Here is a 26,073-nt window from a genome sequence, read left to right as displayed (position 1 = left end):
CCCGGCTGTCAGAGATCCCAGTCCAGTCTCAGCGGGGCAGCCGTCCGGTCGGCGGCAAGCCCCAGCCATCCCTCCCGGATCGGCACCTTGCGTTCCGCGCCCCAGTCGCCGGTGACGGTCAGCAGGTCGCCGTCCAGCATCACCCCCGCCACCGACTGACCCGATGGCCAGCGGATCGCGCCCAGGATGTGCCGCACCTCGACCGTGCCCTGCGGGTCCAGCGTCACCAGCGCGGGCTGGCCGGCGGCGGTCAGCGGATCGGGATCTTCCCGCGACGACAGGCCAAGCACATGCAGGACAGCGCCTTCCTCTACCCCGAGGCAGCCGCGGTGCCGCCCATTCCACGGCGCATAATCCCGCCCGCCGTTCGAATGCCACAGCATGGTCAGGGGGAGGGCGCGGGGGTTCCGCAGCGACAGAACCAGATCACCTTCGGCCGGGCGAACCACGGCAGTCCAACCCAGGCGCGAGGCCGGGTCTTCCACCCCGGCCACGAAATCCTCATGCGCTTCGCCCCACGGGTATCGGTGCAGGTTCACCGTTCCGCCGTCTGCGGCGGGAAACTCGGCCGCATCTTCGGCCCGGCGCGGGTAGGCCAGTTTCGAGCGGCCGCCGGTCGTCTCCAGCGGTTCGGCCAGCGTCTCCCACCAGCGCTTGCGCGAGAAGCTTAGCCTGGCACCGTTCGGGACCGCGATCATCGCATGGTTTGATACCGGAAGGCTGCCGTTCCCACCGATGAACAGGTGGCGCTGGTAAACGAAGGGGTGGTCGTCGCTGACCGACAGTTCCTTGACCACTGTCGCACCCAGGACGGCGCCCTCCAGCACCGCGCGCAGGGTGCCGGACCCAGCCGGCACCACAAGCCAGTCGCCATTGGCAGGCAGCCCGTGCAGCCCGTCCGGCCCCGGTCCCATCGGCGCGGCCAGGAAATCCCCCGCCAGCCACGACTGGTGCGGGGGCGCACCGGCTGGCACCTCCCAAGGCGCCCAGGGGGCATGATGCAGGGGTGCGATCGTTGTGCTTTCGTCCTCGACGGCGAGATGCCGCAGCACGCCACCCCGGGCGACGAAACCCACCTGAATGCCTCTGGCCTGAAGCGCGTGGATCATGGGCAACCCTCCGTTGCCGGACAGGCTAGCGCGCCGACGGGCCAAAGGGAACTGGCATGTCAGTTTTCCCCGCGCTAGTCTGCCCGCAAAACGGCAGGAGGACAGGATGGGACGACTGGACGGCAAGACAGTCTTCGTGACGGCGGCCGGGGCAGGCATCGGGAGAGCCTCGGCTCTGGCCATGGCACGGGAGGGGGCACGCGTCATCGCAACCGATGTGAACGATGCGGCACTGGCCGACCTCGGGTCTTGCGAGACGCGGGTGCTGAACGTGCGCGACCCCGTTGCCATCACCGCGACCTTTGCCGAGGTCGGCATCCCGGACGTTCTGTTCAACTGCGCGGGATTTGTGGCAAACGGCACGATCCTGGACTGCGATGAAGAGACCTGGGCCTTCAGCCTGGATCTGAACCTGACCTCCATGTTCCGCATGTGCAAGGCGGTCCTGCCGGGCATGCTGGAACGCGGCCATGGCAACATCATCAACATGGCTTCGGTCGTCGGTTCGATCATCGCGGCGCCGAACCGGGCGGTCTATGGCGTGACCAAGGCCGGGGTGATCGGGCTGACCAAGGCCATCGCAGCCGATTTCGTCGCCAGAGGCATCCGCTGCAACGCGATCTGCCCCGGAACGGTCGATACGCCCTCGCTGCGGGAACGAATGCGGGCCTCGGGCGATTATGAGGCAGCTCGGGCGGCCTTCCTTGCGCGCCAGCCGGCAGGGCGGCTGGCCACGGCCGAGGAAATCGCGGCGCTGGTCGTCTATCTGGCATCGGATGAATCGTCGTTCACGACAGGCGTCGCGCATGTGATCGACGGCGGCTGGTCGAACGTCTGACCAACGGGGTTGCCCCAGCCGCAGGCGCGCGGCTATAGGGGGGACAAGGCGCCCGTGTCCTTCCCCCTTCTGACGGTCGTCCCTGGGCTTTGCCAGCTGACGGCCGAAGGGTGCGCGAAGGGGTGCGCCGATGTCCGACCTGCTGATCCGAAACGCCGATGCCGTAGTGACGATGAATGCCCGCCGCGAGGAGCTTGCCGGCGCAGATGTCTATTTGCGCGACGGGGTGATCCTTGCGGTGGGCCACGGGTTGGCCCGGGCCGAGGCCGAGGTGATCGAAGCGCGGGGCTGCGTGGTGACGCCGGGGCTGGTGAACACCCATCACCACCTTTACCAGACACTGACCCGCGCGGTTCCGGGCGGGCAGGATGCGCTCCTGTTCGGTTGGCTGAAGACGCTTTACCCGATCTGGGCGCGCTTCGGACCGGAAGAGATGTTCGTCTCGGCACAGGTCGGGCTGGCCGAACTGGCGCTGTCGGGCTGCACGCTGAGCTCGGACCATCTGTATCTCTATCCCAACGGCGCGCGGCTGGACGATACCATCGCGGCAGCTGGCGAGGTGGGGCTGCGCTTTCACCCGACGCGGGGGGCGATGTCGATCGGGGAAAGCGCAGGGGGCCTGCCGCCAGATGCGCTGGCCGAGGATGAGGCTGCGATCCTTGACGACATGATCCGCGTTGTCGACGCATTCCACGATCAGCGCGCGGGCGCCATGATCCGGGTCGGCCTTGCACCCTGTTCACCCTTCTCGGTCAGCCGTGAGCTGATGCGCGACGCGGCCTTGCTGGCGCGGGACAAGGGCGTGATGCTGCACACCCATCTGGCCGAGAACGACGAGGACATCGCCTATTCTCTGGACCGCTTCGGTTGCCGCCCCGGCCAGTATGCCGAGGATCTGGGCTGGACCGGGCCGGATGTCTGGCACGCGCATTGCGTCAAGCTGGTTGGTTCGGAAATTGAACTTTTCAGCCGCAGCCGCACGGGTGTTGCCCACTGTCCATGTTCGAATTGTCGACTAGGTTCCGGCATTGCCCCGGTCCGCGCCCTGCGGGATGCGGGGGTCGGGGTGGGGCTGGCTGTCGATGGATCGGCCTCGAACGACGCTGGCAACCTGATCGCCGAGGCGCGGATGGCGATGCTTCTGCAACGCGTCGCGCTGGGCGCCGATGCGATGAGCGCGCGCGAGGCGCTTGAAATTGCGACACTGGGCGGCGCGCGGGTGCTGGGGCGGGACGACCTGGGACGGATCGAGCCGGGCAAACGCGCGGACCTTGCCATCTGGGATGTTTCGGGGATGGAGACGGCCGGGGCATGGGATCCGGTGGCTGCCCTGGTGCTGTGCGGGCCGACAAGGGTGCGCCACCTGATCGTCGAAGGGCGACAGGTGGTGCGCGACGGCCAGATCGTCACGCTGGATCTGCCGCGCCTCGTGGAACGTCAGCGCGCACTGGCGCGGCGGCTGGTCGCCTAGCATCGGGTTTCCCGGCCGTTTCCTTTCGTGGCGGCCAGAAGGACGCCCGCGCTCTGGCAGAGGCGGCCCATCCATCCGATCGTCCTGGGATTCGCCGCCAAGGATGCCAAGGGCCGCCTGGTCACCCGGATCCGGCACCTGCCGGCCGTTTCGCCGTGCTCAGCACCCTAAGCGTCCGAAGCTTCGCGCCCCTTGGCGAAGAGCCGATCATCCGTGGCTGCGAAACGGCTTTGCGGAACATGACGGAAGGCAGGCACGGCGTCTGGCGAAAGCTCAAGCCGGGCATCTTCCGGGCGCTGAACGCCCGCAGCCGGACCTGGGCGCCGCGTTGCACCGGGGCTTCTGTACGGGCATCGATTAGGATAGAACCCGCCTTGCAGGAGGCCGCCCATGCCGCACGACTATGCCGCTCAGCGGCGCGAAACGTTTCAGACCTTCCGCCAGTCGAAGGGGATCAGCCTGCCCAAGACGGCGGTCGTCGAATACGCCTTCTTCATCGAGGAGCTTGATGCCAGCTGGGCCGCGCTGGAACGCGCCCTTCGCCTGGCCGGGTTCCGCACAAGGCGGCTCAAGGACGGGGAAACCCTGATCGCCGCAATCGGCCCGATTCCGGTGACGCCCGAGGCGATCTGGGAATACGAGCGGATCGCAACCGAGATCGCGCTGAAGCACGACTTCTACCCCGACGGTTGGGAACTGGCCGAATAGCCGCACTTGGCGATCAGCCAAGGGCCAGCCCCGCCGCAATGGCCCACATCGTCACGCCGACGCCGACCTCCAGCCCGACCCAGGCCGAGGGGCGGGCAAAGACAGGCGCCAGCAGCCTTGCGCCGAACCCAAGCGCGGCAAAGAAACTCAGGCTTGCGCAGGCGGCCGCTACCCCGAAAATCGCCTGGTTAGGGGCATGTTGGGCCGAGATGGAGCCGATCAGCACCACCGTATCCAGATAGACATGCGGATTGGCCCAGGTCAGCAGCAGGCTGGTGGCCAGCACACTGGCCAGCGGCGCGGCGCCCGCATCGCTGGGCTGCAGCGCCTGGCCACCCTTCGCGGCCGCGCGGAATCGCAGGGCGCCGTAGCTCAGCAAGAACGCCACGCCCAGCCAGCGCATCGCCTCGCTGAACCAGGGCAACCGCGCCGATAGCGTGCCGAACCCTGCCACCCCGGCTGCAATCAGCAGGGCATCCGAAATCGCGCAGACTGCAACCACCGGCGCCACATGTTCCCGGCGCAGACCCTGCCGCAGCACGAAGGCATTCTGCGCCCCGATCGCCAGGATCAGGCTCAGAGCCAACAGATAGCCGTTCAGCGCTGCTTCAAGCATGTGACAGCGTCTCCAGCGCCGCCATTGCGTCGGTGCGCTGCTCCCACGGGACGAACAGATGGTCGTGATGCACCCCGGCGATCACGTTGCAGCTGATGCCGACCCTGGCCAGGGCATTCGCAAAAGCCGCCGTCAGCCCCACGGCCGCAAGGTCGCTGACGACAGTCAGGCTGATCCGTGCCCAGGGGGCCGACCCAAGCCCTGCCGCCTGCATTGCCGCTAGGGGCGCAACGACCGTCAAACCTTCGTCTTCTGCCACTGTGGCAAAGGGCTGGAAGGGCAGTGCGGTGGCCGCCACCGCAAAGCCATATGGATCTGGGTGCAGCACCGGCTGCATGCTTCGCAAAAGCACCGCAAGATCGCGTCCGGCCATGGTTCCCTTCCGTTTTCCTTGACCTACGGCGGGATGATGCAACAATCCAGTTAATCTTCCTGAGTCAAGATTAGCCAGGCTAATGATAGACCCCGCCCAGCTTGCTGCCTTGGCCGCAGTCCACCGCCGGGGCTCGTTCGAGCTTGCGGCGGCTGACCTGCACATTACCCCCTCGGCCGTTTCGCAGCGGATCAAGGCACTGGAGGAACGGGCAGGTACCCTGCTGATCCGCCGCGGCCAGCCCTGCACCGCAACGCCGCCTGGCCTGCGACTGATCCGCCACCATGACGAGATCGCCCTTCTGGAGACGACGCTTGCGCAAGATCTGCCCGGCCTTGCCGCAGGCCCCGCCACTCTGCGCATTGCGGTGAACGCCGACAGTCTGGCGACCTGGGTGATCCCGGCGCTGGCCGCGACCGAGGGGCTTTTGTTCGATCTGGTGATCGACGATCAGGATGTCAGCCAGGATTGGCTGCGGCGCGGCGAGGTGGTCGCAGCCATTACCGCCCATGCGGGGCCATTGCAGGGCTGCGATACGGTCCCGCTGGGCTGCCTGCGCTACCGCGCCACCGCCACGCCCGCGTTTGCTGCACGCTGGTTTGCCGAGGGCGTCACGGTGCAGACCCTGTCGCGCGCGCCCGGCCTGACCTTCTCTGACAAGGACCGCCTGCAGGAACGCTGGGTCTCGCTGGTGACCGGGGCCCGCCACCCGGCCTTTCCCAGCCATCGCATCGCCTCGTCCCAGGCCTTTGTCGAGGCCTGCCTTGCCGGACTCGCCTGGGGCATGAACCCGGAGGTGCTTGTAGCCCCGCATCTTGCCGCGGGTGCACTGGTGGAACTGGTGCCCGGCACGCCGCTTGACGTGGCGCTGCACTGGCAGTTCACCCGCCTTGCCGCCCCGGCGCTGCGCCCGGTGACCCAGGCGATCCGTGCCGCCGCAGGGGAAAGCCTCGTGCAATAGGAAACGGGGGCGGCTTTCGCCACCCCCGTCATCCGACCCCGAAGGGACATAAGGCTTACGCCAAGGCCAGGTTCACAGCCGATTCCCGACCGTTGCGATCCCGCTCGATGTCATAGGTCACGGCCTGCCCATCGGGCAGCGAGCGAATGCCCGCACGCTCCAGCGCGGTGACGTGGACGAATACGTCCTTCGACCCATGCGCGGGGGCGATGAAGCCGAAACCCTTGGTGGCGTTGAACCATTTCACGGTGCCATTGGCCATCGTGATCTCTCCTGTCATGTTGCCACCCGCGAAATGCGGTGGCCCGGCCCAAGTGTCGTGTCGATCGAAGCTGAAGGCCGAAGCAGACAGAAAACGAAAGAAGGAAACCCTGCCTCATGCACATGCGCCTTCCGGCCGCAGAATGCAAGGGGTGCGCGAAAAGATCGCTGGCCGATGGCGGCCCTATCGCTGGACGGTCAGAAGCCAGGCCACGAGATCGGCAATCGGCTGGCTGGTCATCAGGGGCTGTCCGGTATGGGTTTTCATCGTCACATCCTGGCCCTCGAAGAAGTCGCCATAGATCGGCATGTCGCTGCCATGTGACACCAGAGGGTCGCGCCCGTCGATCCGGGCGGCAACCCGTTCCAGCGGAAAGACGCCGCCATGGCGGGCGACCAGCGTGGTCAGGTCGGCTGGCTGGATCAGCAGGACAGGCGCCATGGGCCCGTTGCCGGTAGCCGCCGTTCCATGGCAGACCGCACAATGCTTCTGGAACAGCACCTTGCCATCGCCGGCGTTGCCGACCGTCACCTCGCCTTCGGCCCAGGCCGCTGTGGCCTGCCCCATCAGAAGCGCCATCACCATGCCCCGGATCATCGCATCCTCCGCGTTCAAGCTGGCAAAAGGCTGCTTCCCGGCCATGTTCCTGTCCTTGATGCAGGTCATGTCAAAAAGACAAGGTGCCCCGTCGCCGGAGGCCCCTGTCCGCAGAAGAGCCCGCGAAAGAGAAAGGATTCAGAGCTTCGCGGCCACGTCGTCGGGCACGTCGAAGTTGTGCGTGACGGTCTGCACGTCGTCGTCTTCTTCCAGCAGGTCGATCAGCTTCATCAGCTTCTGCGCGGTTTCCAGATCGACCTCGGTCCGGGTTTGCGGCCGCCAGATCAGCTTCGACTCGGTGGATTCCCCCAGCGTCTTTTCCAGCGCATCCGAAACGGCCGACAGGTTCTCGACCTGGCAGTAGATCCAGTGGCCATCCTCGTCGGTCACCACGTCATCCGCCCCGGCCTCGATCGCGGCCAACATCACGTCATCGGCCGACCCGGCCGACAGCGGATAGGAAATCTCGCCCAGCCGGTCGAAGCCATGGCTGACGCTGCCGGTCTGACCCAGGTTGCCGCCCGCCTTGGTGAAATAGCTGCGGACGTTCGAGGCCGTGCGGTTCAGGTTGTCGGTCATCGCCTCGACGATGATGGCAATCCCGCCGGCGCCATAGCCTTCGTAGCGGATCTCGGTATAGTCCGCCGCATCTCCGGCTTGCGACTTCTTGATCGCCCGATCGATCACATCCTTCGGCATCGAGGCCGCCCGCGCCGCCTTGACCGCCAGACGGAGGCGCGGGTTCTTGTCGGGGTCGGGGTCGCCCATCTTGGCAGCGACGGTGATTTCCTTCGCCAGCTTCGAGAACATCTTCGAGCGGATCGCATCCTGCTTGCCCTTGCGGTGCTGGATGTTCGCCCATTTCGAATGGCCTGCCATGGCCCTTACTCCGGTCCCATTTCGAGTGATGCGCCCCTCTACACCCGCCAGGCCGATCAGGGCAACCCCAGGCACCCCGAAACGCCCCGTGATGGCTGCGTTTTGCGTCGTCGCATCCCTGCGAACGGAAGGCGCATACGCACGACGAGCGCCCCCTAGTCCCTCGGCGGCGGCGAGACGAAGACATGATCCCGCCCCATGGCATCGGTGATGACCACCTCTGCCATCGGCGGCACGGCGCCTTCGGCCCCCAGCGCCCCGGTCAGGCCTGTCCAGAGCTGGCGCAGCACATTCGGGTTCTCGACCACGCGGACACTGTAGCCGTAACCCGGCCCGCAATCGTCCATCCGGCCCACGCCGCCGGCCTCGGCCCAGCGCGCCCGGCAGATCGTGCCATCCGACAAGGTCAGCGTCAGCGCCTCGGCTGACAGCCGTGCCGCCTGCGGCTGCGGTGTTCCGGGCGCGACGCAGGCCGCCATGAGGACCGGCAGCGCGAGGATCAGCTGTCTCATCGGAATCTCCTCAGAACGGGAAGAATACGGGTATCAACAGTGACATCGCCAGCATCATCACGATGTTCAGCGGCACGCCGATGCGCAGGAAGTCGCTGAAGCGATAGCCCCCCGGTCCATAGACCAGCGTGTTCGTCTGATAGCCGATCGGTGTCGCGAACGAGGCCGAGGCCCCGAACATCACCGCCACCACCAGGGGCCGCGGGTCAACCCCCAGTTCCACTGCCAGCCCGATGGCGATCGGCGTCAGGATTACCGCCACCGCATTGTTCGTCACGATCTCGGTCAGGAACGAGGTCAGCGCGTAGATCCCCAGAATGACCAGGATCGGCGGGATGCCGTGCAGGTGCGGCGCGGCCCAGTCCACGATCATCTTCACTGCACCCGACGCCTCTAGCCCCGCGCCCACGCCCAGCATTCCGAAGATCAGAGCCAGAAGCCGGCCTTCCACGGCGCCAAAGGCTTCGTCGGCATCGATACAGCGGGTAACCAGCACGATCCCGACCCCAACGAACGCCAGCCAGAGGATCGGCGCCACGTCCAGTGCCGCCAGCCCGATCACCGCAGCCATGACTGCGATCACGATCGGTGCCTTGGCCCGGCGAAAGGGCCTTTCCGACGGAGAGGAGATGTCCACCAGTTCCATGTCGGCCGCCAGCTTCTGGATGTCGCCAGGCGCACCTTCCAGCAGCAGCGTGTCGCCCACCTGCACCACCAGGTCGTCAAGCTGCCGGCCGATGTTCTGGTTCCGGCGATGCACCGCCAGCGGATAGACGCCATAGCGGCGGCGCAGGCGCATGGATCCCAGAGATCGGCCGACCATGTGGCAACCGGGGGTGATCAGCACCTCGACCGTCGCGGTCTGCACCGATGACAGCTTGTCCACCAGCCGCAGTTCCCTTGATTCCTGCAGGGCCAGCACCTCGCTCATTGGTGTGCGCAGCACCACGCGGTCACCCGCCTGCAAAACCACATCCGCCAGTTCGCGGCGCAGCGACAGGTCGCCCCGCAGCACATCGACCACCCGCATCCGGTCAGCCTTGAACAGGGCGACCTCGTTGATCCTCTGGCCGATGATCGGGCTGTCTTCGGGCACCGCGACCTCGGTGAAGAATTTCATCGGCGCCCGGTCGCCCAGCAGCGCCGCCATGCTGTCGCGGTCGGGCAGCAGGCGCCGGGTGAACAGCAGCAGATAGGCAACGCCCACCATCGAAGCGGCGATCCCCAGAGGCGTGATCGAGAAGATGCCGAACCCGTCCAGCCCCTGCGCCCGTGCCACGCCATCGACGACGATGTTGGTCGAGGTGCCGATCAGCGTGATCGTCCCGCCCAGGATCGCCAGGTAGCTCAGCGGAATCATCAGTTTGGAGGGCGACAGTTGCATGGCCTGCGCCAACCGCATGAAGACCGGGATCATCACGACCACGATTGGTGTGTTGTTCAGGAAGGCGCTCATTGCCAGCACGCCCAGTGCGATCGCCGCCAGCGCACGCACCGGTCGCCTTTCCACATGACGCAGCGCAAACTGTGTCGCCGTTTCCAGTGTGCCGGTGCGCACCAGCGCGCCCGCCAGGATGAACATCGCTGCGATCGTCCAGGGTGCGGCGTTCGACAGGGCGCGTGTCGCCTGATCCTGCGGCAGGATCCCCAGGACCAGCATCACCATTGCCCCGCCGATGGCGGTGACCTCGACCGGATAGGTCTCCAGCACGAAAAGAACGAGCATTCCGCCCAGGATCGCCAGCGCGACCCAGGGCATGATCTCGGGCGGCAGGACGACGCCGAACATCAGACGCCTCCGCGCTGCCGGGCGGGGGGATGCTGCACCGCCCGTTCGGCAGGATGAACAGTGCCCATCCCCGTTGCCCGCGGCCCTGACAGCATGGGCCGCCTGCGGAATGGGGCGCCTCTCTCCCCCCGCGTGGGGGAGGGAGGGGGTGGGGGGGCCACGGCCGCGGATCCGTTCATGGCACGGCCTCCTGCAACCGCCCGCCCACGCGCACCATCCGCACCCGTTTCGCCAGACCTGTCCGGTCGTCGGTTTCCACAAAGACCCCCGACAGGGTGGCCTCGCCCCCGGCCGGCTCGAAACGTGCCTTGGGCATTCCGGTGATGAACCGGCGCAGGGGCTCCAGCTTCTCCATCCCGATCACGCTGTCATAATCGCCGCACATGCCTGCATCGGTCTGGTAGGCGGTGCCCTTCGGCAGGATCATCGCATCCCCCGTCGGCACATGTGTATGCGTGCCCACCACGAGGCTGGCCATGCCGTCGCACCAGTGGCCTGTCGCCATCTTTTCCGACGTTGCCTCGGCATGAATGTCCACAACCGACGCCTGCACCACACTGCCCAGGGTATGCGCCTTCAGGACAGACTCCAGCGCGCTGAACGGATCGTCGAACGGCCGTTTCATGAACACCTGGCCCAGCGCCTGCGTCACCAGAACCTTGCGGCCCTGCGTCGCCGCGAACACCCGGTGCCCCTTGCCTGGCGCAACCTTCGAGAAGTTCAGTGGACGGATGATCCTAGGTTCCTGTTCGATGAAGCTCAGCATGTCCTTCTGGTCGAAGGCGTGGTCGCCCAGAGTCACGCAATCGGCACCTGATGCCAGAAGTGCCCTGGCATGTTCGCCCGTGATCCCGGCACCTTGGCTGGCGTTCTCGCCATTGACCACGACGAAGTCCAGACCCCAGGCCTCGCGCAGGCCGGGAAGGCGCTCGATGATGGCCGTCCGCCCCGAACGGCCCATCACATCCCCAAGAAAGAGCAATCTCATGGTCACGGGCTTAGGCGGCGCTTCGGGCTCGGGCAAGGGGATTGGCAAGAATGCCGACAGATTCTTCGGCACAGAACCCGTTCTGCCGCTCAACCAGCGGGCAGAAGCCGCCGCCCGCCCACCCAGACTTCGGCCACAGCGCGGTCGTCGCCCATCATGATCGTCGGGAAAAGCTGCTGCCACAGGTCGCCTGCCCGGCGGGTGGCCTGTTCGATTGCGGGGGTAGAGGCAAGATCGATCACGACGAGATCCGCCTCCATCCCCGGGGCGATGTTGCCGATCCGGTTTTCGGCATGCAGGGCGCGCGCCGAGCCTTGCGTCGCCAGCCACCACAGCTGGGCGGGGTGCAGCGACTGGCCACGCAGTTGCGCGACCTCGTAGGCGGCGGCCATGGTGCGCAGCATCGAGAAGCTGGAGCCACCGCCGGTATCGGTTGCAAGCCCCACGCGAAGCGACTGCGCAAGCCCCATGTCGAACAGGCCCGAACCGATGAAGGTGTTCGAGGTCGGGCAGTGAACAAGGCTTGCGCCGGCCTCGATCAGCCGGGCGCGCTCGCGGTCGGTAAGGTGGATCGCATGGCCGTAGACCGCGCCTTCGCGCAGAAGGCCGTGCGCCTCGTAGGTCTCCAGATAATCGCGCGATTGCGGGAAAAGGGTCTTCACCCAGGCGATCTCGTCTGTCTGTTCGCTGAGGTGGGTCTGCATCAGGCATTCGGGATGTTCGCGCCACAGCGCGCCCAGCGCGGCCAGCTGTTCCGGCGTAGAGGTCGGCGAAAAGCGCGGCGTGATGACATAAGACAGCCGGTCCAGCCCATGCCATTTCCCCAGAAGCCGCTTCGAGTCGTCGTAGGCCGACTGCGCGGTGTCGCGCAGGCCTTCGGGGGCATTGCGGTCCATGCAGGTCTTGCCGGCAAAGGCCCGCATCCCGCGCGCCCGGGCGGCCGTGAAGAAGGCATCGACGCTTTCGGGATGGATGGTGCAGTAGCTGCACACCGTGGTCGTGCCGCGCGCCAGCACCAGGTCAAGGTAGCGCCCTGCGACATCGGCGGCATAGGCAGGGTCGGAAAAGCGCATCTCCTCGGGGAAGGTGTAGGTGTTCAGCCAGTCGATCAGCCGTTTGCCCCAGGAGGCGATGATTGCGGTCTGCGGGTAATGCACATGGGCGTCGATGAAGCCGGCGGAAATGAGCTTTGTCCCATGATCATGGACCCGAGCCTGCGGGAAACGCGCGCGCAGATCGGCGGCCTGCCCTACGGCGGTGATGCGGTCACCCTCGATCGCGACCGCGCCGCCGCTTATCGGCCGGGCGGCAGACAGTCCGTCGCGGAACGGGTCGCCATCAAAGCGAATGACCTGGCCGATCAGCAGATCCATGGATGTTATCCCCTTGTCACGCCGCAAGACTAAGGGCATTCCGGTCCGGGGTAAATTTGCCTGCTGCCCCTGTTTCGGTGAAACTGTTTTCTCCGGGCACGCGGCAATCGGATGGGGGGCGCATGGCGGAACATCTGGCCGAGACCGAGGAAGAGATGCTGAGCCAGGACCGGATCGACGCGGTTCTGGAGGCGGTCGAGGCCGGCAACCGCGAGGCGGTCGATGCGCTGCTGGAGCCGCTGCACGCCGCCGATATCGCCGACCTTCTGGAACAGATCGGTCCGGCCGACCGCCGGGCGCTTCTGGCGCTGTGGTCGCACGAGATCGACGGCGAGATCCTTTCGGAAATTTCCGAGGCGATCCGGGAAGAGGTTGTCGAGGCCCTGCCACGCGAAGTGCTGGTCGAGGCGGTCCGCGATCTGGAGACCGACGATGTCGTGGATATCCTGGAAGACCTGGACGAGCCGCAGCAGGAGGTGATCCTCGACGCGCTGGAGGATGCCGACCGCGTGGCGGTCGAACAGGCGATGTCCTACCCGGAATATTCCGCCGGCCGCCTGATGCAGCGCGAGGTGGTGGTGGCGCCCGAACACTGGACCGTGGGCGAGACCATCGACTATCTGCGCAAGGCCGAGAACCTGCCGGACCAGTTCTATCACGTGATCCTGGTCGATCCGCGGATGAAGCCGGTGGGATACGCCACGCTGGGGCGCATCCTGTCCTCGGGCCGCGAGGCGAAGCTGGCGGACATCACCGAGGACAGTTTCCGCACCGTCGAGGCCACCGACCCTGAATCGGATGTGGCCTATATCTTCAACCAGTATCACCTGATTTCCTGCCCGGTGGTGGATGCGGCCGGGCGGCTGGTGGGCGTGATCACCATCGACGACGCGATGAACGTGCTGGACGAAGAGCACGAGGAAGACATGCTGCGCCTGGCTGGCGTGGGCGACGAGGCTTCGGTCAGCGACGGGCCGGTCGAGACGGTGAAGCAACGCCTGCCCTGGCTGGTGGTGAACCTTGCCACTGCCTCGCTTTCGGCGGTGGTCATCAGCCAGTTCGAGGCAACGATTGCCGCGATCGTGGCGCTGGCCGCGCTGATGCCGATCGTCGCCTCGACCGGCGGGATCGCGGGGACGCAGTCGCTTGCGGTTGCCGTGCGTGCGCTGGCCACGCGCGACCTGACACAGGCCAATGCGGCGCGCGTCGTGCGGCGGGAGCTGCTGGCGGGCCTTCTGAACGGGCTGGGCCTTGCGCTCATACTGGGCGCGGCCGGATCCTTGATCTTCGGCGACTGGCATCTGGGGCTGGTGCTGGCCATGGCGATGATCGTGAACCAGATGGTCGCGGCACTGGGCGGAGTGCTGGTGCCGCTGACCTTGAACCGGATGGGGCTTGACCCTGCCCTGGCCAGCGGCACCTTCGTCACCACTCTTACCGACGTGATGGGGTTCTTTGCCTTCCTCGGGCTTGCAACGGTGATGCTGCTATGAACGATATCAAGACATTGGCGCGCCAGGCGGCCTTTGCCCGCCGGGCAGAGGCACACGCGGCGGGGCAGGGGCAGGCAGCCGAGATCCTGGCCGACTACCTGTCGCCCCATGCCGGAAAGGTGCTTTCAGGCTACATGCCGATGCGGACAGAGATCGACCCCCTGCCGGCGATGGCCGCGCATCAGGGCCCTGTGGGTGTGCCGGTGATCATCGGCAAGGGCCAGCCGCTGCGGTTCCGCGAATGGTCGCCCGGCGCGAAGATGGTCGAGGGCGCCTTCAAGGCCCTGATCCCGGAAGATGGTGCCTGGTTGGAGCCGCAGGTGCTGATCGTGCCGCTTCTGGCCTATGACGCACGGGGATACCGGCTGGGCTATGGCGGCGGCTTCTACGACCGGACGCTGGAAGGCCTTCGCGCCCGCCACCCGGTGCTGGCGGTGGGCTTCGCCTATTCGGCGCAAGAGGTACATGAGGTGCCGACCGAGCCGACCGACCAGCCTCTGGATGCGATCGTCACGGAACGGGGCGTGACCGAATTTTCCCGTCGATGACGTTGTCCCCCCTTGCTGTCGGGGAGGAGGACAACGTCGAACGACGCGCCGTCCGTCAGTGCGCGATTTCTTCCTGACGGACGAACATGTTGCTCCAGGCGCGGTCGATGAGTTCCGGTGTCATCTGGTAGGGGATGTTCTCGAACTCGCAGACCGCGATCATCTGGTCGATCAGGAAGACCGGCATGTAGTTGGCATAGTTGTTGTCGATGGTCGGGAACTTGACCTTCATCAGATGCATCAGCGCCCTTTCGTCCAGCGGCATCTTCTTCTTGCGTGCCACCATGGCGAAGATCTTGAGGAAGTTCTCCTGGCTGGGCCCGTCGATCTTGATCTTGAAGAAGATCCGGCGCAGGGCCGCGCCGTCGAAGATCTGGTTCGGGTGGAAGTTGGTGGAAAAGATCACCAGTGTGTCGAAGGGCACGGTGAACTTCTCGCCCGATTGCAGCGCCAGGATGTCGCGGCTTTCTTCCAGGGGCACGATCCAGCGGTTGACGATCTTCTGCGGCGGTTCCTGCTGGCGGCCAAGGTCGTCGATGATGAAGATGCCCCCGGTCGCCTTCAGTTGCAGCGGGGCCTGGTAGGTGCGGGCCGTGGGGTTGTAGTTCAGGTCCAGCATGTCCAGCGTCAGTTCGCCGCCGGTGATCACGCTGGGACGCTCGCAATAGACATAGCGGTTGTCGAAACGGTTCGAGGTGCGGCGCAGGCTGTTCGGGTCGTCTACCGCCATTTCGGCTGCGGAATGCACGATCGGGTCGTAGACGCTGATGATCTGGCCGGAATATTCGATGGCGCGCGGCACATAGACCTTGTCGCCAAGCGCGGCACGGATGCCGTGGCTGATCGAGGATTTCCCGTTGCCCGGCGGGCCATACAGCAGGATCGACCGGCCCGAGGTCACCGCCGGGCCGAGGTTGTCGATCAGATCAGGCGGCAGGATCAGGTGGCCCATGCCGGCCATCAGCTGTTCGCGGTTCAGCCGGATGTCGCGCACCGACTGGCGCCTGATCTGCGCCGTGTACTGGTCCAGTGGCACCGGCATGGCGCCATAGTATTCCGACTGCGACAGAGCATCCAGCGCGCGGGCCTTCCCGGCATCGGTCAGCTCGTAGCCCATTTCGCTGCCGGCCGTAGCATGCAGCGTGCCGGTCGCGGTGACCAGTTTCTGCGAACGGGCAATGTCCATCAGTTCCTGCACCAGCGGCACCGACAGGCAGACGATCTTGGACAGGGCGGAAACCTGATCCTGGTTCGTGCGGAACATCGACTTCAGCAGGATGTCCCGCATCATCACGACAGAAAGGCCCGTATCGGCCAGCGAACGGGGCGAGGGCGGCGGTTGGACGCCCGACACCGGGGCTTCAGCGTTCATTCGACAAGCTCCGTGGACAATCGACGCAGTCTGCTTCGATTTGAGTCGTAGACGTAACTTGTGTCAGACTTGGGGCCAGATGGCGGCAACAAGGTAGACGACGACCATCCCGGAAAGGGCCAGACCGAAGGGGAAGAACCGGCGCTGAACCCAGCTTTCCCAGTCCGGTGTCATGCGCCGCACCGCCGGGATACCGCGCATGATCCGGTGAACGATCAGCGCGCCGATCATGCACGAGGCGATCAGGACGAACAGCCAATCGATCGGCGTGCCCACGAATATGCCCGACATTGCGGCGGCATATTTGGCGTCACCGGCCCCGAAGGTTCCGGTCGTGTACAGCAGGTAAAGCGCCACCAGGGTGATCGCCATGATCCCGAAGCCCCAGAACCACGCGCTCCAGGTCGGCACGGCCAGCCAGCCCAGAAGCGGCCAAACCGCAGCCATGGCCAGCACTGCCTTGTTCGGAATCTTCATCCGCTTCATGTCGCTGACCGAGGCCCAGATCGCGATGGGCAGCACGGGAACCAGCAGGATAAGTGCGCCAGTCGGGGTGATCATCAGGTGCGCACGTTCGAATCAAGGGCGGCAAGGCTGCGCGCGGCGGCTTCGAAATATTGCGGATGGGTGTCGATGGCCTGTTGCAGCAGCCCCTTGCCCACGGTGATGTCGCCCTGCTTGATCGCGGCAAGCGCCATGGAATACAGCAGTTCCGCCCGCTCGGTCTGCGTCATCTGCACCACCGGCAGGTCGTACTTGCGCTGTGCGGCCCGTGCAAGGACCAGATTGTTCTTGGCGATGAACAGCGATGGGTCATAGGTCAGCGCCTGGATGAACAGCTTTTCGGCGCCGGCGGAATCACCCCGCGTGAGTTTCGAGAAGCCCCAGTTGTTCAGCACACCAGCCGGCTTCGTGGTCAGCCCGGCGGCGATTTCATAGAAGCTGTCGGCCTTCTTCCAGTTCTTGTCCGCGTCCGCGACCATGGCTTCCAGACGATAGCGGTCGAAGGTTTCATGCGTCGGGGGGATGGAGTTCAGCTCGGCCTTCGCTTCGGCCCATTGGTTCGACCGGATCAGGGCATCAGCCAGCATCACGCGGTCTTCGGCCGTCGCGTCCTTGTGGGCAACGACCTTGCGCCAGACGCTGACTGCCTCGGTGGGCTTCTGGGCCCGGATCAGCGATTTTGCCAGGCCGCGCAGCAGATCTACCCTGTCGGGGTTCTGCTGGGACGCACGCGTGAAATAGGCGACGGCCTCGTTCGGATCGCCGACCGTCAGCATCAGATCGTTCAGGTTGCTTTCATCGATGACGTTGACGTCCTTGAGGGCCCGCTGCACCTGGGCGTCGGAATTCTTCTGGCAGGCAGACAGGACAACGGCGCTGCCAAGAAACAGCACGACAAGTCCGGGGTGGCGCATGTTTCGCGTCCTTCTTGAAGACTGTTCTTTCGTCTTACTGCTCGGGGCTCCGTCCTAGAGCTGCGTGAGAAGCACGTATCTGCCCTTCTCCTGCCGGACGAGGCGGAACCCGCCTTTCTGTTCCTCCGCGGCATCATACACGCTTGCTTCGCTTCGGGCGATAGCAAGCTTCAGATTTTCACGGATCGAGTCCGTTTGGCCACTGTCCTGCGCGAAGGCGCGCTGGAAATAGACCCGCGCCTCGCCGTATTCGCCCCGCTCCATCAGGACGACCCCCAGGTTGTTCATCGCAGGAACGAAGGTGGGATCCTGTTCCAGCGCCCGGCGAAGAATCTGTTCGGCCTGTCCAAGCCGGCCAAGGGCCAGGTTGGCCGAACCGATGGCGGACAGCGTGTCGACGTTCATCCCGTGTTCGCCCACTGCCCGATAGTAGGCCTTCAGCGCCAGTTCGTATTCCCCGGCTTCCATCAGCCTGTGGCCGACAAGCAGGCCATCGACACTCTTGCCACGGGCATCGATGCCGAAGGGGGCGTTGCGTGTCACGCCCTGCGACTGAACGCAGGCGGCCAGCGCAAAAGGCAGCAGAACCGGAAGGATGACCCTGAGACGCACGCTGCCCCTTGCCTGTGGCGCGGATTGCTGCCCGCTTGTTCTTGTCAGCCTCCGCCCCGCATCTGCGCCATCATCGTCACGATACCGTGCACGGACGGCCCGATCAGGATGACAAGCAGAGGCGGAACCGTGAACAGCATACTGCCAAGGGTCAGCTTCGTCGGCAACATGTTTGCCTTCTCTTCGGCGCGCATGATCCGCTTGTCGCGCATGTCGGCCGAATAGACCCGCAGCGCTTCGGCCACCGAGGTTCCGAAGGTTGCCGACTGCACAAGGGTCGTCACGAACGAGGCCACGTCCGGCACACCCACGCGCTCGGCCATGTCCTTCAGCACGACCACCCGTTCCTTGCCAGCCTTCACCTCCTGCGCGACCATGTCGAATTCGTCCGCCAGTGCCGGATATCCGGCGCGCGATTCCTTCCCCACGCGGATGATCGACTGGTCCAGCGACTGGCCGGCCTCGACGCAGACCAGCATCAGATCAAGCGCGTCGGGAAAGCCCTCGATGATCTCGGTCTGGCGCTGCTGCAGCCGTCGATCGACCCAGTAGCGCGGCAGATAGTAGCCGATGGCGCAGGGCAGCAGCGTATACATCAGCATCTGGGTGCCCGACATTTCGCCGTTAGCGGATTTGATCAGTGCCACGATGATCCCGATGACCAGGAACGTGATCCCCAGCACGAACTGCATCGCGTGGAACATGCGCACTGCATCCTTCGACGTGTAGCCCGCGCGCAGCATCCGCAGCCTGGCAGCCGACAGCTCTTCCTTCGACTGCGGTTCCAGGAACTTGGCGAACTTGTCCAGCTTGTCGATCCGCTCGGTGCGCCGCAGGGCGCGCTTCTTGTCTGGCGCGCCTGTACCAGGCTGTTCCTGCTTCAGCTCGCGGAACCGGTCCCTCTGCTTTTTCATCACCGAGGGCAGCGCGATCAGCACCAGCAGCAAGCCCAGCCCGCCAATGGCCAGCAGGGGGCCAAGGGGGCCAAGGATTTCGACCAGCATCGCGTTGATATCGGAAAACGGGTTCATGGCCGCCTCACACTTTGATGTTGGTCATCATCTTCATGTAGATGATGTTGATGATCAGGAAGACGATCACGAACAGCGCCGCAGGAACGAAGGCAGGCGTTTCCTTCACGCCGTCGTAATAGTCGGGCTTGATCACGTTGATCATGATCAGCGCGACGATCGGAAAGCCCGACAGGAACATGCCCGACCATTTCGCCTCGGCCGTGATGGCCTTGACCCGGCGGAACAGCTTGAACCGCGCGCGGATGACCTTGGACAGGCCGTCCAGGATTTCGGCCAGGTTACCACCCGACTGCTGCTGGATCGACACGGCAACCGCGAGGAACCGCAGGTCCTGACTGTCCATCCGCTCGGCAAAGGCTTTAAGAGACTCCGTCACGTCGCGGCCATAGGCAGCCTCGTCCGCGATCACACCGAATTCAGAACCCAGGGGATCGGGGATTTCTTTGGCAACAATTCCGATGGCTGTGGAGAAAGGATGGCCCACGCGCAACGACCGCACCATGAGGTCGATCGAATCGGGAAGCTGTTCCTCGAGAAGCGCCATGCGCTTCTTGGCCTTGCTGTTCACCCAGTAATAGACGCCGCCGATGCCCATGGTGGCCCCCAGGATCACCCGGACGGAGAATTCTGCACCGGTCATCACCGTCAGCATGAAGAAGGCCAGCACCGACACAAGGCCCATGATTCCGATCAGGGCCTTGGGCGAAAAGGCGATGTTCGCGCGCTGGGCCTTCTTGGCAAATACGGAATACAGCGGGATGTTCTTGGAATTGAGGTGCTGGTTCATCTCCTTGCGAAGCTGTTCCAGCACCTGTTCGCGGTTCGCATTCTTTTCCAGCAATGACAGCCGGCGGCTGAGCCGGCTGTTCAGGCTGATCGACTTGCCGAAAACCGTCAGATAGATGCCCTCGACGATTACCACGACGGCGACGAAGATCAGGATATAGATGAGAGGTGCTGCGCTGATCTGCATGTCGGGCCTCAGGCGATCGGTTCGTAGATCGAAGCGGGCAGGTCAAAGCCCCACTGGCGGAAACGGTCCGAATAGGCTGACCGCAGGCCGGTCGCGTTGAACCGGCCGATGATCTTGCCCGAAGGCTCTACCCCCAGGCGCTCGAACCGGAAGATTTCCTGCATCGAGATCACTTCGCCCTCCATGCCGGTAATTTCCGTGACCGAGGTCATCCGGCGTGTTCCGTCCTGCAGCCGGCTGGCCTGAACGATCAGGTTGACGGCGGATGCGATCTGACTGCGCATCGCCTTCAAGGGCATCTCGATCCCGGCCAGGGCCACCATGTTTTCAAGGCGGCTGATCGCATCCCGCGGATTGTTGGCGTGAATCGTGGTCATCGACCCGTCGTGGCCGGTGTTCATGGCCTGCAGCATGTCGATGACCTCTTCGCCCCGGGTTTCCCCGACGATGATGCGGTCGGGGCGCATCCGCAGCGCGTTCCTAAGGCAGTCGCGCTGCGTGACGGCGCCCTTGCCTTCGACGTTCGGCGGGCGGCTTTCCATCCGGCCGACATGGATCTGCTGCAACTGGAGTTCGGCGGTGTCCTCGATCGTCAGCACGCGTTCGTGGTTGTCGATGAACGAGGACAGCGCGTTCAGCGTCGTCGTCTTGCCCGAACCCGTCCCGCCCGACACGATGATGTTCAAACGGCAGGATACGGCGGCCTGAAGGTAGGCGGCCATTTCCTCGGTGAAGGCGCCGAAGCGGACCAGGTCCTCGATCTTCAGTTTGTCCTTCTTGAATTTCCGGATCGAGACGAGCGAGCCATCCACGGCAATCGGCGGGATCATGCAGTTGAAGCGGCTGCCATCGGCCAGCCGGGCGTCGCAGTAGGGATTCGATTCATCGACGCGGCGGCCCACGGCGGACACGATCTTGTCGATGATCCGCAACAGGTGGCGTTCGTCGCGGAAGGTGACATCCGACAATTCCAGCCGACCCGCGCGTTCCACGAAGATGCGCTTGGGCCCGTTCACCAGGATGTCGCTGATCGTCTCGTCCTTCAGCAGCGGCTCCAGCGGGCCAAGGCCCATCACCTCGTCGTAGAGTTCCTGGTTCAGGGCAAGCCTGTCTTCCTTGTTCAGGGCGACGGACATCTCGTCCAGCGCTTCCGAGGCAAGGGCGGCAATCTCGCTTTTCAGCTGCTGTTCACTTGCCGTTTCCAGTGCTGAAAGGTTCAGGTCTTCCAGAAGGCGCTTGTGGATCGCAACCTTCAGTTCCGTCAGGCGTTCCTTGCGCTTCTTCTCGCGGTCGGCGGCAAGGGCCTCGGCTGCGGCCTTCTGCGACAGCGGAGCGGCCGGTGCGGCACGGGTTGCAAGGCCGGGCTTCTCGACCGCGGCCGTGGCCGGCACCGCAGACGGCGTACCGGGGCGGGCGGGAGGCGTGGACTTGGAAAAGCGGCTAAACACGGATCATTCCCCCTTCAGGCCTTGGCGGCTTCGACGGATTTGTTCAGGTCGTGCAGGGACTTGGCCAGCTTTTGCAGTTCCTTGCGCAGCGGGTTCTTCGCGGCGCTTTCGGCGATCGGCAGACCATGATCGTTGGCCTGTGTCACCTGTTCCCCCCCATCGGGCAGCTGCACCTCGATCGAGATGTCCAGGCTTTCGGCCATGCGTTTCACACGGGCCTTGGCGGAAAGGTCGGTGAATTTCGGCGCGCGGTTCAGCACATAGCGCACCTTTTCGTGCGGCAGTGCCTCGGCCTTCAGGGCGCGGATGAAGCGAAGGATGTTCTGTGCCGATCGCAGATCCAGTTCCAGCAGCGCGAAGTAGAGATGCGCGCGCTGCAGCACCGCCTCGGTCCAGCCGACCACGGTTGATGGCATGTCCACGATCACGAAATCGAAGTTCGCCTGCGCCATGTCCAGCAGACGTCCGATGTCTTCGGCAGTCACCATCTCCAATGGCAGCATGTCGGAAGGGGCCGTAAAGACATGCAGCTTGTCGTTGAAGGTCAGCATCGACTTCAGCAGGCTGTCGTTGTCCACCGCGCCCATGTCGCTGAGTACCTCAAGCACGGCCTCCTTGCGCGGCAGGTCAAGGTAGGTCGCAATCGAACCGTATTGCAGATCAAGGTCGATGACGCAGACGCGGGTTCCTTCGCTGTCCGGGACATTGCACAGCTCCCACGCAAGGTTCGCCGCGAAGGTCGAGGCGCCCACCCCGCCTGCCATGCCATGCACCGGCAGGATCACCCCGTCGCGGTCGCCCTTGTGCCGCGCCGTGCCGGTGAAGGCCCCCGTGACCGGATCGAAGCCTTCTGGGATGACCGGAGCCGGCTTGCGCAGCCGTTCGATCGCGTCGTGCAGCGCACCTTCCGGCAAGGGGTAGGGCACGAAATCATCAGCCCCGAGTTTGAGCATCTGGTGCAGAACAGAGGGGCTGACCTGGTTGGCAATGAGCAGAACCTTGATCTTCTTGGCCTTGGCGGCCTTGATCACGTCGTTCATCTTGGACAGTTCGCTTTCGTCCTCGCTGTCCACGGCGATGGCGACGAACTGCATGCCGGTGCTGTCGGGCTGTTTCAGGAAGACCAGCGCATCTTCGAAGTTCAGGTCACCCCAAGCTTCGCCAAGTTCCTGCTCCATGTCGTCGATCAGCAGATCGAATCGTTGGACGTCGCGGGAAATCGTGCAGGCAAGGATCGGTGCAGGATCGATTTGAACAGTCGGTTTGCTCGTCATCTTGCGTTCTGTCCTTTCAGCGCGGGGGCACTAAGTCACTGGTTTGCCTTGGCTTCATCGTGCAACTGCCCTTGGCATCATTCATCCTGGTACGTGGGATTCCCGACCGTCCCCATCAGCCGGACGTTGGTCAGGAATGGTGGCGATATTTGGGCCAAAACTGCCTGTTTCTGGGATTTCGCCACGTTCTGGAAACGAAAAGGCCGAGCGTTTGCCCGGCCTTCCTAATCATTCAGCTGATCCTGGAAACGATCCCGCTATTCGGTCAGCGTGGTTTCCGTGCCAGCATTCTTGGCGGCGCCGCTCTGGACGTAGTCGCGCCAGATGATCTCGGCGTATTTGCCGTTCAGCACCAGCGGGTGGTTGCTCACGAAGCCCGAGACCTCGGTCACGGTGCGCCGGTTGCGGACCTCGGGTGCATTGGTCTGCACGATCGGCCGGGTCTTGCCATAGCTGACCACAGCCTCGAGCCGCGACCGCGAAATGCCCTGGGCAGTGAGGTAGGCCACGGCCGCCTGTGCCCGGCGCAGGCCGAGACGCTGGTTGTATGCCGCAGAGCCCACAAGGTCGGTGTGGCCGTAGACACGGAAGCGCACTTCCGGGAACTGCTTGATGAAGTTGGCCTGCCTGCGCAGGATCTCCTTCGCTTCGGGTGTCAGTTCGGCGCTGTTGAACTCGAAGTTGATGGTGTCCGGAACCTCGGCCGAGAAGCGTTCGGCCAAGGCCACGGTATAGCTCATCTGACCGGTCTGGATCAGCGTGTTGTTCATCGTGGCATTGCCGAACTGGCCCTTGTCCACCTCGGAGCCCATTTCACGGTCCCAGCTCGTGGAGTAGGTGCCGCAGGCCGTCAGCGAGACGAGGGCCGAGGCCGCAATCAGCTTGAGAAGCGTGGCGGTCATCGTCTTACTCCATCACATAGCCGTAGGAGGTGCTGAAATCCTGACGGGCGACTTCCCCCGCCGCGCCGCCCTTGGGCGAACCCGCGACGTTGCCGAACAGGAACAGGTCGCGTTCCGTCGGGATGCGCACCCGGTCGGTCGGCAGGGCCAGCGCGGCACCCGAGACCGGGGTCACGAGGTGCGGCGTCACGATGACCACCAGCTCGGTCTGGTCGCGCCGGTAATCGGAACTGCGGAACAGCGCGCCCAGGATCGGCAGGTCACCGATCCATGGCAACTGTGAGGCGGTGTTGCGGAAGTCATCCTGCAACAGGCCCGCGATGGCAAAGCTGTCGCCGTCGCGCATGTCCACCGTGGTCGAGGTTTCGCGGCGCTTGAACGCAGGGATGATCCGGTTCTGGTCGTCCACGATCCCCGCGGTCGGATCGACCGAGGATACCGCGGCGTTGATCGTCAGGTTGATGATGTTGCCATCGACGACCACCGGGATGAAGTTCAGTTCCACACCGAAGGGTTTGTATTCGATGGTGATCCCGCCCCCTTCCGATTCGCCCGGAACGGGGAACTCGCCCCCGGCAAGGAACTTCGCCTCCTGGCCCGAAAGGGCGGTCAGGTTCGGTTCGGCCAGGGTACGGACCATGCCCTTGGATTCAAGCGCTTCAAGGAACACTTCCAGTTCCAGCCCGCCGATCGACCCGCCAAAGGCGACCGCACCGCTGACCCCGCCGCGTGTCGTCAGAGTTCCACCCAGGTTGTTGCCCGGGGCGAGATAGCTGCCGGTTTCACCGCGCAGCGAACCGCTGTCCCGCACCGCAAGCGAGGAAGACAGGTTCTTCGACACGCTGCGATTCACTTCGGCGAAGCGCACCTTCAGCATCACCTGCTGCGTCCCGCCCACAACCATCAGGTTCGACACCCGGTCGGGTGCATAGCGATTCGCCAGGTCGAGTGCGCGATCCATCTTCGCTGTCGAAGAGACCATGCCCGACAGCACGATGCCGTCGTTGGCGGTGCGCACCTCGATCTGTTCGCCCGGCAGAATCTGCTGGAGACGCTCCTTGAATTCGGCGACATCCGGCGTCACCTGCACATCGACGTTCGAGATCAGCTGCCCTTCCGGCGACAGCAGCGTAAGTGTCGTGCGACCCGGGGCCTTGCCCAGAACATAGATGGATCGGTCGGACAGCGTCGAGATGTCGGCGATGCCCGGGTTGGCGATCGACAGTTCCGCGAACGGAACGTCGCTTTCGACCACAACGGCCCGGTTCATCGGGACGTTGAGCGCACCGGAGGCCTGGCCCTGCATCACGCGCAGGACTTCGGCGGAAACCGGCGTCAGCGACGTCGATGCGAGAGCCGCACCGAGGTAGCCTGCAACAAGAAATCGTTTGATATTCATGTGATCTGCCCTTTCGACCACGCCTCGTCCGGGTCTTCAATGCCCCTACGCCTGCCACAATGAGGGGCGAATGTTTTTTTTGCAATAATCAGTTGCTTGTAAGGTTTTCTTTATGTGGACAACATGCAACATGCCGCAAGTTGTAGAGAAACGAATGGGGCGCGGCCCCATATCATGTGGCCGCGCCCCGAATGCCGGTCCCCGGTGTCAGTCGCGGCAGGGGATCACCGTCTCGACGACTTCGCCGCCCTTGTTCGACTTGATCGTGCAGACTTTTTCGGCTTCGACCTCTTCGACCTTCTTCTCCTCGATGCCCAGCAGCTTCCTGCTGTCGACCTCGACAAGCTCGGTCACCGTCTCGCTCGGGTCGCCCACCAGCGACATCGACAGACGGCCGCTCGACTGGGCCTGTGCCAGGCGTGCCACTTGATCCGGCGTGGCAGCCACGGTCACGGTCCTGGCGTCGCCTGTTGTGACCTGACCCTGGTTGAAGGCATTGTCCACCGCGATGATCTTGATCGAACTTTCGATCAGGCGGGTGACCTCGCCTTCAGAGCCGCGGATGGATCCGGTCCAGTAGATATCCACATAGTCGTCGGGCTGGACAAAGCCCGACACGCCCGAGGCGACCCCCACCTTGATCGCAAAGGCGCGCATCCCCGGTTCCAGCTTGGCGGTCAGTCCCGCCAGTTCACCCGGCTCGGTGACCCGGCTGGCCAGAACCGGCTCGAAGGCCTCGGTGGCGCGCATGACGTAGCGCGGGCCCTTGGCGTTTTCGGGGAACAGTTCGGCCTGGTCGCGGAAGATGGCCTTGGGCAGGTTGCGTTCCGGCCAGTAGATCAGCTGCACATCCTCGGGCTTCAGCGGGTCGCCGTAGTTCAGGGCCTTGTTGAACACATAGACCTCGACCAGCTTGCCGGCCTTCGCGTTGAATTCGCGCTCCTTCTGCAGCAAGGCTTCGGTCTGCGCGATGTAGTCCTGGATCATGTAGACAGCGGCACCCGCCAGCCCCATGCCGACCACCAGTACCAACAGGAAGACTGCTCTCATTTCCTTGTCCCTACGCTAGGTCGCCGAATTACCCGGATCGCCCGGGGCCTTGATGACAGAAGGGGCCGCCAGCA

Annotated in this window: 27 protein-coding genes; 6 read left to right on the top strand and 21 right to left on the bottom strand. The window is 64.5% G+C overall.

Annotation, left to right across the window (positions count from 1 at the left end; all coding sequences use genetic code 11):
* Window positions 1-8 precede the first annotated feature (8 nt).
* Window positions 9-1,109 (bottom strand): hypothetical protein, encoded by a 1,101-nt coding sequence (locus tag EZM81_RS05405; protein WP_136645057.1) that lies wholly within the window; start codon window positions 1,107-1,109, stop codon window positions 9-11.
* Between the two features lie 106 nt (window positions 1,110-1,215).
* Between EZM81_RS05405 and EZM81_RS05400 the strand changes: the two genes are divergently transcribed.
* The 3 genes from EZM81_RS05400 to EZM81_RS05390 all read left to right on the top strand — a co-directional run bounded on the left by EZM81_RS05400 (window position 1,216) and on the right by EZM81_RS05390 (window position 4,126).
* Entirely contained in the window at window positions 1,216-1,947 is a 732-nt protein-coding gene (locus EZM81_RS05400) for an SDR family oxidoreductase (RefSeq protein ID WP_136645056.1), read from the top strand.
* A 130-nt stretch (window positions 1,948-2,077) separates the two neighbouring features.
* Window positions 2,078-3,418 (top strand): 8-oxoguanine deaminase, encoded by a 1,341-nt coding sequence (locus EZM81_RS05395; protein WP_136645055.1) that lies wholly within the window; start codon window positions 2,078-2,080, stop codon window positions 3,416-3,418.
* 390 nt (window positions 3,419-3,808) lie between these two features.
* The gene (locus EZM81_RS05390) at window positions 3,809-4,126 is read left to right on the top strand and encodes a ribonuclease E inhibitor RraB (RefSeq protein WP_135448873.1); all 318 of its coding nucleotides are present in this window, start codon (window positions 3,809-3,811) and stop codon (window positions 4,124-4,126) included.
* Between the two features lie 13 nt (window positions 4,127-4,139).
* Here EZM81_RS05390 and EZM81_RS05385 read toward each other — a convergent pair whose 3' ends face one another.
* Window positions 4,140-4,742 (bottom strand): LysE/ArgO family amino acid transporter, encoded by a 603-nt coding sequence (locus EZM81_RS05385; RefSeq protein ID WP_135448874.1) that lies wholly within the window; start codon window positions 4,740-4,742, stop codon window positions 4,140-4,142.
* The gene (locus EZM81_RS05380; protein ID WP_135448875.1) at window positions 4,735-5,115 is read right to left on the bottom strand and encodes an ACT domain-containing protein; all 381 of its coding nucleotides are present in this window, start codon (window positions 5,113-5,115) and stop codon (window positions 4,735-4,737) included. The genes EZM81_RS05385 and EZM81_RS05380 overlap by 8 nt, the downstream gene beginning before the upstream one ends.
* Before the next feature lie 82 nt (window positions 5,116-5,197).
* Between EZM81_RS05380 and EZM81_RS05375 the strand changes: the two genes are divergently transcribed.
* Complete coding sequence (locus EZM81_RS05375) at window positions 5,198-6,076, top strand: LysR family transcriptional regulator ArgP (RefSeq protein WP_136645054.1); 879 nt, start codon at window positions 5,198-5,200, stop codon at window positions 6,074-6,076.
* A 55-nt stretch (window positions 6,077-6,131) separates the two neighbouring features.
* Here EZM81_RS05375 and EZM81_RS05370 read toward each other — a convergent pair whose 3' ends face one another.
* From EZM81_RS05370 to guaD, 7 genes are all read right to left on the bottom strand, one after another.
* Window positions 6,132-6,338, bottom strand: coding sequence for a cold-shock protein (locus EZM81_RS05370; RefSeq protein WP_135448984.1), 207 nt, complete (start codon window positions 6,336-6,338; stop codon window positions 6,132-6,134).
* 183 nt (window positions 6,339-6,521) lie between these two features.
* Complete coding sequence (locus tag EZM81_RS05365) at window positions 6,522-6,980, bottom strand: cytochrome c (RefSeq protein WP_240783989.1); 459 nt, start codon at window positions 6,978-6,980, stop codon at window positions 6,522-6,524.
* 93 nt (window positions 6,981-7,073) lie between these two features.
* Window positions 7,074-7,814 carry a YebC/PmpR family DNA-binding transcriptional regulator gene (locus tag EZM81_RS05360; protein ID WP_136645053.1) on the bottom strand — a complete coding sequence of 247 codons (741 nt, stop codon included), beginning with the start codon at window positions 7,812-7,814 and terminating at the stop codon, window positions 7,074-7,076.
* Between the two features lie 155 nt (window positions 7,815-7,969).
* A complete protein-coding gene (locus tag EZM81_RS05355; RefSeq protein WP_136645052.1) occupies window positions 7,970-8,326 on the bottom strand; it encodes a hypothetical protein in 357 nt (118 codons plus the stop codon).
* A 10-nt stretch (window positions 8,327-8,336) separates the two neighbouring features.
* The gene (locus EZM81_RS05350; RefSeq protein ID WP_135448878.1) at window positions 8,337-10,115 is read right to left on the bottom strand and encodes an SLC13 family permease; all 1,779 of its coding nucleotides are present in this window, start codon (window positions 10,113-10,115) and stop codon (window positions 8,337-8,339) included.
* Window positions 10,116-10,290: 175 nt separating this feature from the next.
* Entirely contained in the window at window positions 10,291-11,103 is an 813-nt protein-coding gene (locus EZM81_RS05345; protein WP_135448879.1) for a TIGR00282 family metallophosphoesterase, read from the bottom strand.
* An 89-nt stretch (window positions 11,104-11,192) separates the two neighbouring features.
* Window positions 11,193-12,476: a guanine deaminase gene (gene guaD, locus EZM81_RS05340; RefSeq protein WP_135448880.1), complete on the bottom strand. Its 1,284-nt coding sequence runs from the start codon at window positions 12,474-12,476 to the stop codon at window positions 11,193-11,195.
* 122 nt (window positions 12,477-12,598) lie between these two features.
* Between guaD and mgtE the strand changes: the two genes are divergently transcribed.
* On the top strand, window positions 12,599-13,969 hold the full coding sequence (gene mgtE, locus EZM81_RS05335; protein WP_135448881.1) for a magnesium transporter: 1,371 nt from the start codon (window positions 12,599-12,601) through the stop codon (window positions 13,967-13,969).
* Complete coding sequence (locus EZM81_RS05330) at window positions 13,966-14,517, top strand: 5-formyltetrahydrofolate cyclo-ligase (protein ID WP_135448882.1); 552 nt, start codon at window positions 13,966-13,968, stop codon at window positions 14,515-14,517. The genes mgtE and EZM81_RS05330 overlap by 4 nt, the downstream gene beginning before the upstream one ends.
* Before the next feature lie 55 nt (window positions 14,518-14,572).
* Here the strand turns inward: EZM81_RS05330 and EZM81_RS05325 are convergent, their stop codons facing one another.
* The 11 genes from EZM81_RS05325 to cpaB all read right to left on the bottom strand — a co-directional run bounded on the left by EZM81_RS05325 (window position 14,573) and on the right by cpaB (window position 25,999).
* Window positions 14,573-15,889 carry an ATPase gene (locus EZM81_RS05325; RefSeq protein WP_135448883.1) on the bottom strand — a complete coding sequence of 439 codons (1,317 nt, stop codon included), beginning with the start codon at window positions 15,887-15,889 and terminating at the stop codon, window positions 14,573-14,575.
* 63 nt (window positions 15,890-15,952) lie between these two features.
* Window positions 15,953-16,450 (bottom strand): prepilin peptidase, encoded by a 498-nt coding sequence (locus EZM81_RS05320; RefSeq protein ID WP_240783990.1) that lies wholly within the window; start codon window positions 16,448-16,450, stop codon window positions 15,953-15,955.
* Complete coding sequence (locus EZM81_RS05315) at window positions 16,450-17,307, bottom strand: lipopolysaccharide assembly protein LapB (RefSeq protein WP_136645051.1); 858 nt, start codon at window positions 17,305-17,307, stop codon at window positions 16,450-16,452. The genes EZM81_RS05320 and EZM81_RS05315 overlap by 1 nt, the downstream gene beginning before the upstream one ends.
* Before the next feature lie 54 nt (window positions 17,308-17,361).
* Window positions 17,362-17,919 carry a tetratricopeptide repeat protein gene (locus EZM81_RS05310; RefSeq protein ID WP_136645050.1) on the bottom strand — a complete coding sequence of 186 codons (558 nt, stop codon included), beginning with the start codon at window positions 17,917-17,919 and terminating at the stop codon, window positions 17,362-17,364.
* 44 nt (window positions 17,920-17,963) lie between these two features.
* Entirely contained in the window at window positions 17,964-18,950 is a 987-nt protein-coding gene (locus EZM81_RS05305) for a type II secretion system F family protein (RefSeq protein WP_136645049.1), read from the bottom strand.
* Between the two features lie 7 nt (window positions 18,951-18,957).
* Complete coding sequence (locus tag EZM81_RS05300) at window positions 18,958-19,926, bottom strand: type II secretion system F family protein (RefSeq protein ID WP_135448887.1); 969 nt, start codon at window positions 19,924-19,926, stop codon at window positions 18,958-18,960.
* Window positions 19,927-19,934: 8 nt separating this feature from the next.
* Window positions 19,935-21,374: a CpaF family protein gene (locus EZM81_RS05295; protein ID WP_136645048.1), complete on the bottom strand. Its 1,440-nt coding sequence runs from the start codon at window positions 21,372-21,374 to the stop codon at window positions 19,935-19,937.
* 14 nt (window positions 21,375-21,388) lie between these two features.
* Window positions 21,389-22,648 carry an AAA family ATPase gene (locus EZM81_RS05290; RefSeq protein ID WP_136645047.1) on the bottom strand — a complete coding sequence of 420 codons (1,260 nt, stop codon included), beginning with the start codon at window positions 22,646-22,648 and terminating at the stop codon, window positions 21,389-21,391.
* 257 nt (window positions 22,649-22,905) lie between these two features.
* A complete protein-coding gene (locus EZM81_RS05285) occupies window positions 22,906-23,550 on the bottom strand; it encodes an OmpA family protein (protein ID WP_136645046.1) in 645 nt (214 codons plus the stop codon).
* 4 nt (window positions 23,551-23,554) lie between these two features.
* Window positions 23,555-24,949: a type II and III secretion system protein family protein gene (locus EZM81_RS05280; protein WP_136645045.1), complete on the bottom strand. Its 1,395-nt coding sequence runs from the start codon at window positions 24,947-24,949 to the stop codon at window positions 23,555-23,557.
* Window positions 24,950-25,156: 207 nt separating this feature from the next.
* A complete protein-coding gene (gene cpaB, locus EZM81_RS05275) occupies window positions 25,157-25,999 on the bottom strand; it encodes a Flp pilus assembly protein CpaB (protein ID WP_136645044.1) in 843 nt (280 codons plus the stop codon).
* Window positions 26,000-26,073 lie beyond the last annotated feature (74 nt).

Origin of the sequence: Tabrizicola sp. YIM 78059 (assembly GCF_004959785.1) — a bacterium.
Taxonomy (GTDB): Bacteria; Pseudomonadota; Alphaproteobacteria; order Rhodobacterales; family Rhodobacteraceae; genus Tabrizicola; species Tabrizicola caldifontis.
This window is presented reverse-complemented; position numbering and strand designations above follow the sequence as displayed.

Excerpts from the sequence above, each read along its gene's own strand:
- EZM81_RS05405 (WP_136645057.1), bottom strand. The coding sequence starts at position 1,109 with ATGATCCACGCGCTTCAGGCCAGAGGCATTCAGGTGGGTTTCGTCGCC.
- EZM81_RS05400 (WP_136645056.1), top strand. The coding sequence starts at position 1,216 with ATGGGACGACTGGACGGCAAGACAGTCTTCGTGACGGCGGCCGGGGCA.
- EZM81_RS05395 (WP_136645055.1), top strand. The coding sequence starts at position 2,078 with ATGTCCGACCTGCTGATCCGAAACGCCGATGCCGTAGTGACGATGAAT.
- EZM81_RS05390 (WP_135448873.1), top strand. The coding sequence starts at position 3,809 with ATGCCGCACGACTATGCCGCTCAGCGGCGCGAAACGTTTCAGACCTTC.
- EZM81_RS05385 (WP_135448874.1), bottom strand. The coding sequence starts at position 4,742 with ATGCTTGAAGCAGCGCTGAACGGCTATCTGTTGGCTCTGAGCCTGATC.
- EZM81_RS05380 (WP_135448875.1), bottom strand. The coding sequence starts at position 5,115 with ATGGCCGGACGCGATCTTGCGGTGCTTTTGCGAAGCATGCAGCCGGTG.
- EZM81_RS05375 (WP_136645054.1), top strand. The coding sequence starts at position 5,198 with ATGATAGACCCCGCCCAGCTTGCTGCCTTGGCCGCAGTCCACCGCCGG.
- EZM81_RS05370 (WP_135448984.1), bottom strand. The coding sequence starts at position 6,338 with ATGGCCAATGGCACCGTGAAATGGTTCAACGCCACCAAGGGTTTCGGC.
- EZM81_RS05365 (WP_240783989.1), bottom strand. The coding sequence starts at position 6,980 with ATGGCCGGGAAGCAGCCTTTTGCCAGCTTGAACGCGGAGGATGCGATG.
- EZM81_RS05360 (WP_136645053.1), bottom strand. The coding sequence starts at position 7,814 with ATGGCAGGCCATTCGAAATGGGCGAACATCCAGCACCGCAAGGGCAAG.
- EZM81_RS05355 (WP_136645052.1), bottom strand. The coding sequence starts at position 8,326 with ATGAGACAGCTGATCCTCGCGCTGCCGGTCCTCATGGCGGCCTGCGTC.
- EZM81_RS05350 (WP_135448878.1), bottom strand. The coding sequence starts at position 10,115 with ATGTTCGGCGTCGTCCTGCCGCCCGAGATCATGCCCTGGGTCGCGCTG.
- EZM81_RS05345 (WP_135448879.1), bottom strand. The coding sequence starts at position 11,103 with ATGAGATTGCTCTTTCTTGGGGATGTGATGGGCCGTTCGGGGCGGACG.
- guaD (WP_135448880.1), bottom strand. The coding sequence starts at position 12,476 with ATGGATCTGCTGATCGGCCAGGTCATTCGCTTTGATGGCGACCCGTTC.
- mgtE (WP_135448881.1), top strand. The coding sequence starts at position 12,599 with ATGGCGGAACATCTGGCCGAGACCGAGGAAGAGATGCTGAGCCAGGAC.
- EZM81_RS05330 (WP_135448882.1), top strand. The coding sequence starts at position 13,966 with ATGAACGATATCAAGACATTGGCGCGCCAGGCGGCCTTTGCCCGCCGG.
- EZM81_RS05325 (WP_135448883.1), bottom strand. The coding sequence starts at position 15,889 with ATGAACGCTGAAGCCCCGGTGTCGGGCGTCCAACCGCCGCCCTCGCCC.
- EZM81_RS05320 (WP_240783990.1), bottom strand. The coding sequence starts at position 16,450 with ATGATCACCCCGACTGGCGCACTTATCCTGCTGGTTCCCGTGCTGCCC.
- EZM81_RS05315 (WP_136645051.1), bottom strand. The coding sequence starts at position 17,307 with ATGCGCCACCCCGGACTTGTCGTGCTGTTTCTTGGCAGCGCCGTTGTC.
- EZM81_RS05305 (WP_136645049.1), bottom strand. The coding sequence starts at position 18,950 with ATGAACCCGTTTTCCGATATCAACGCGATGCTGGTCGAAATCCTTGGC.
- EZM81_RS05300 (WP_135448887.1), bottom strand. The coding sequence starts at position 19,926 with ATGCAGATCAGCGCAGCACCTCTCATCTATATCCTGATCTTCGTCGCC.
- EZM81_RS05290 (WP_136645047.1), bottom strand. The coding sequence starts at position 22,648 with ATGACGAGCAAACCGACTGTTCAAATCGATCCTGCACCGATCCTTGCC.
- EZM81_RS05285 (WP_136645046.1), bottom strand. The coding sequence starts at position 23,550 with ATGACCGCCACGCTTCTCAAGCTGATTGCGGCCTCGGCCCTCGTCTCG.
- EZM81_RS05280 (WP_136645045.1), bottom strand. The coding sequence starts at position 24,949 with ATGAATATCAAACGATTTCTTGTTGCAGGCTACCTCGGTGCGGCTCTC.
- cpaB (WP_136645044.1), bottom strand. The coding sequence starts at position 25,999 with ATGAGAGCAGTCTTCCTGTTGGTACTGGTGGTCGGCATGGGGCTGGCG.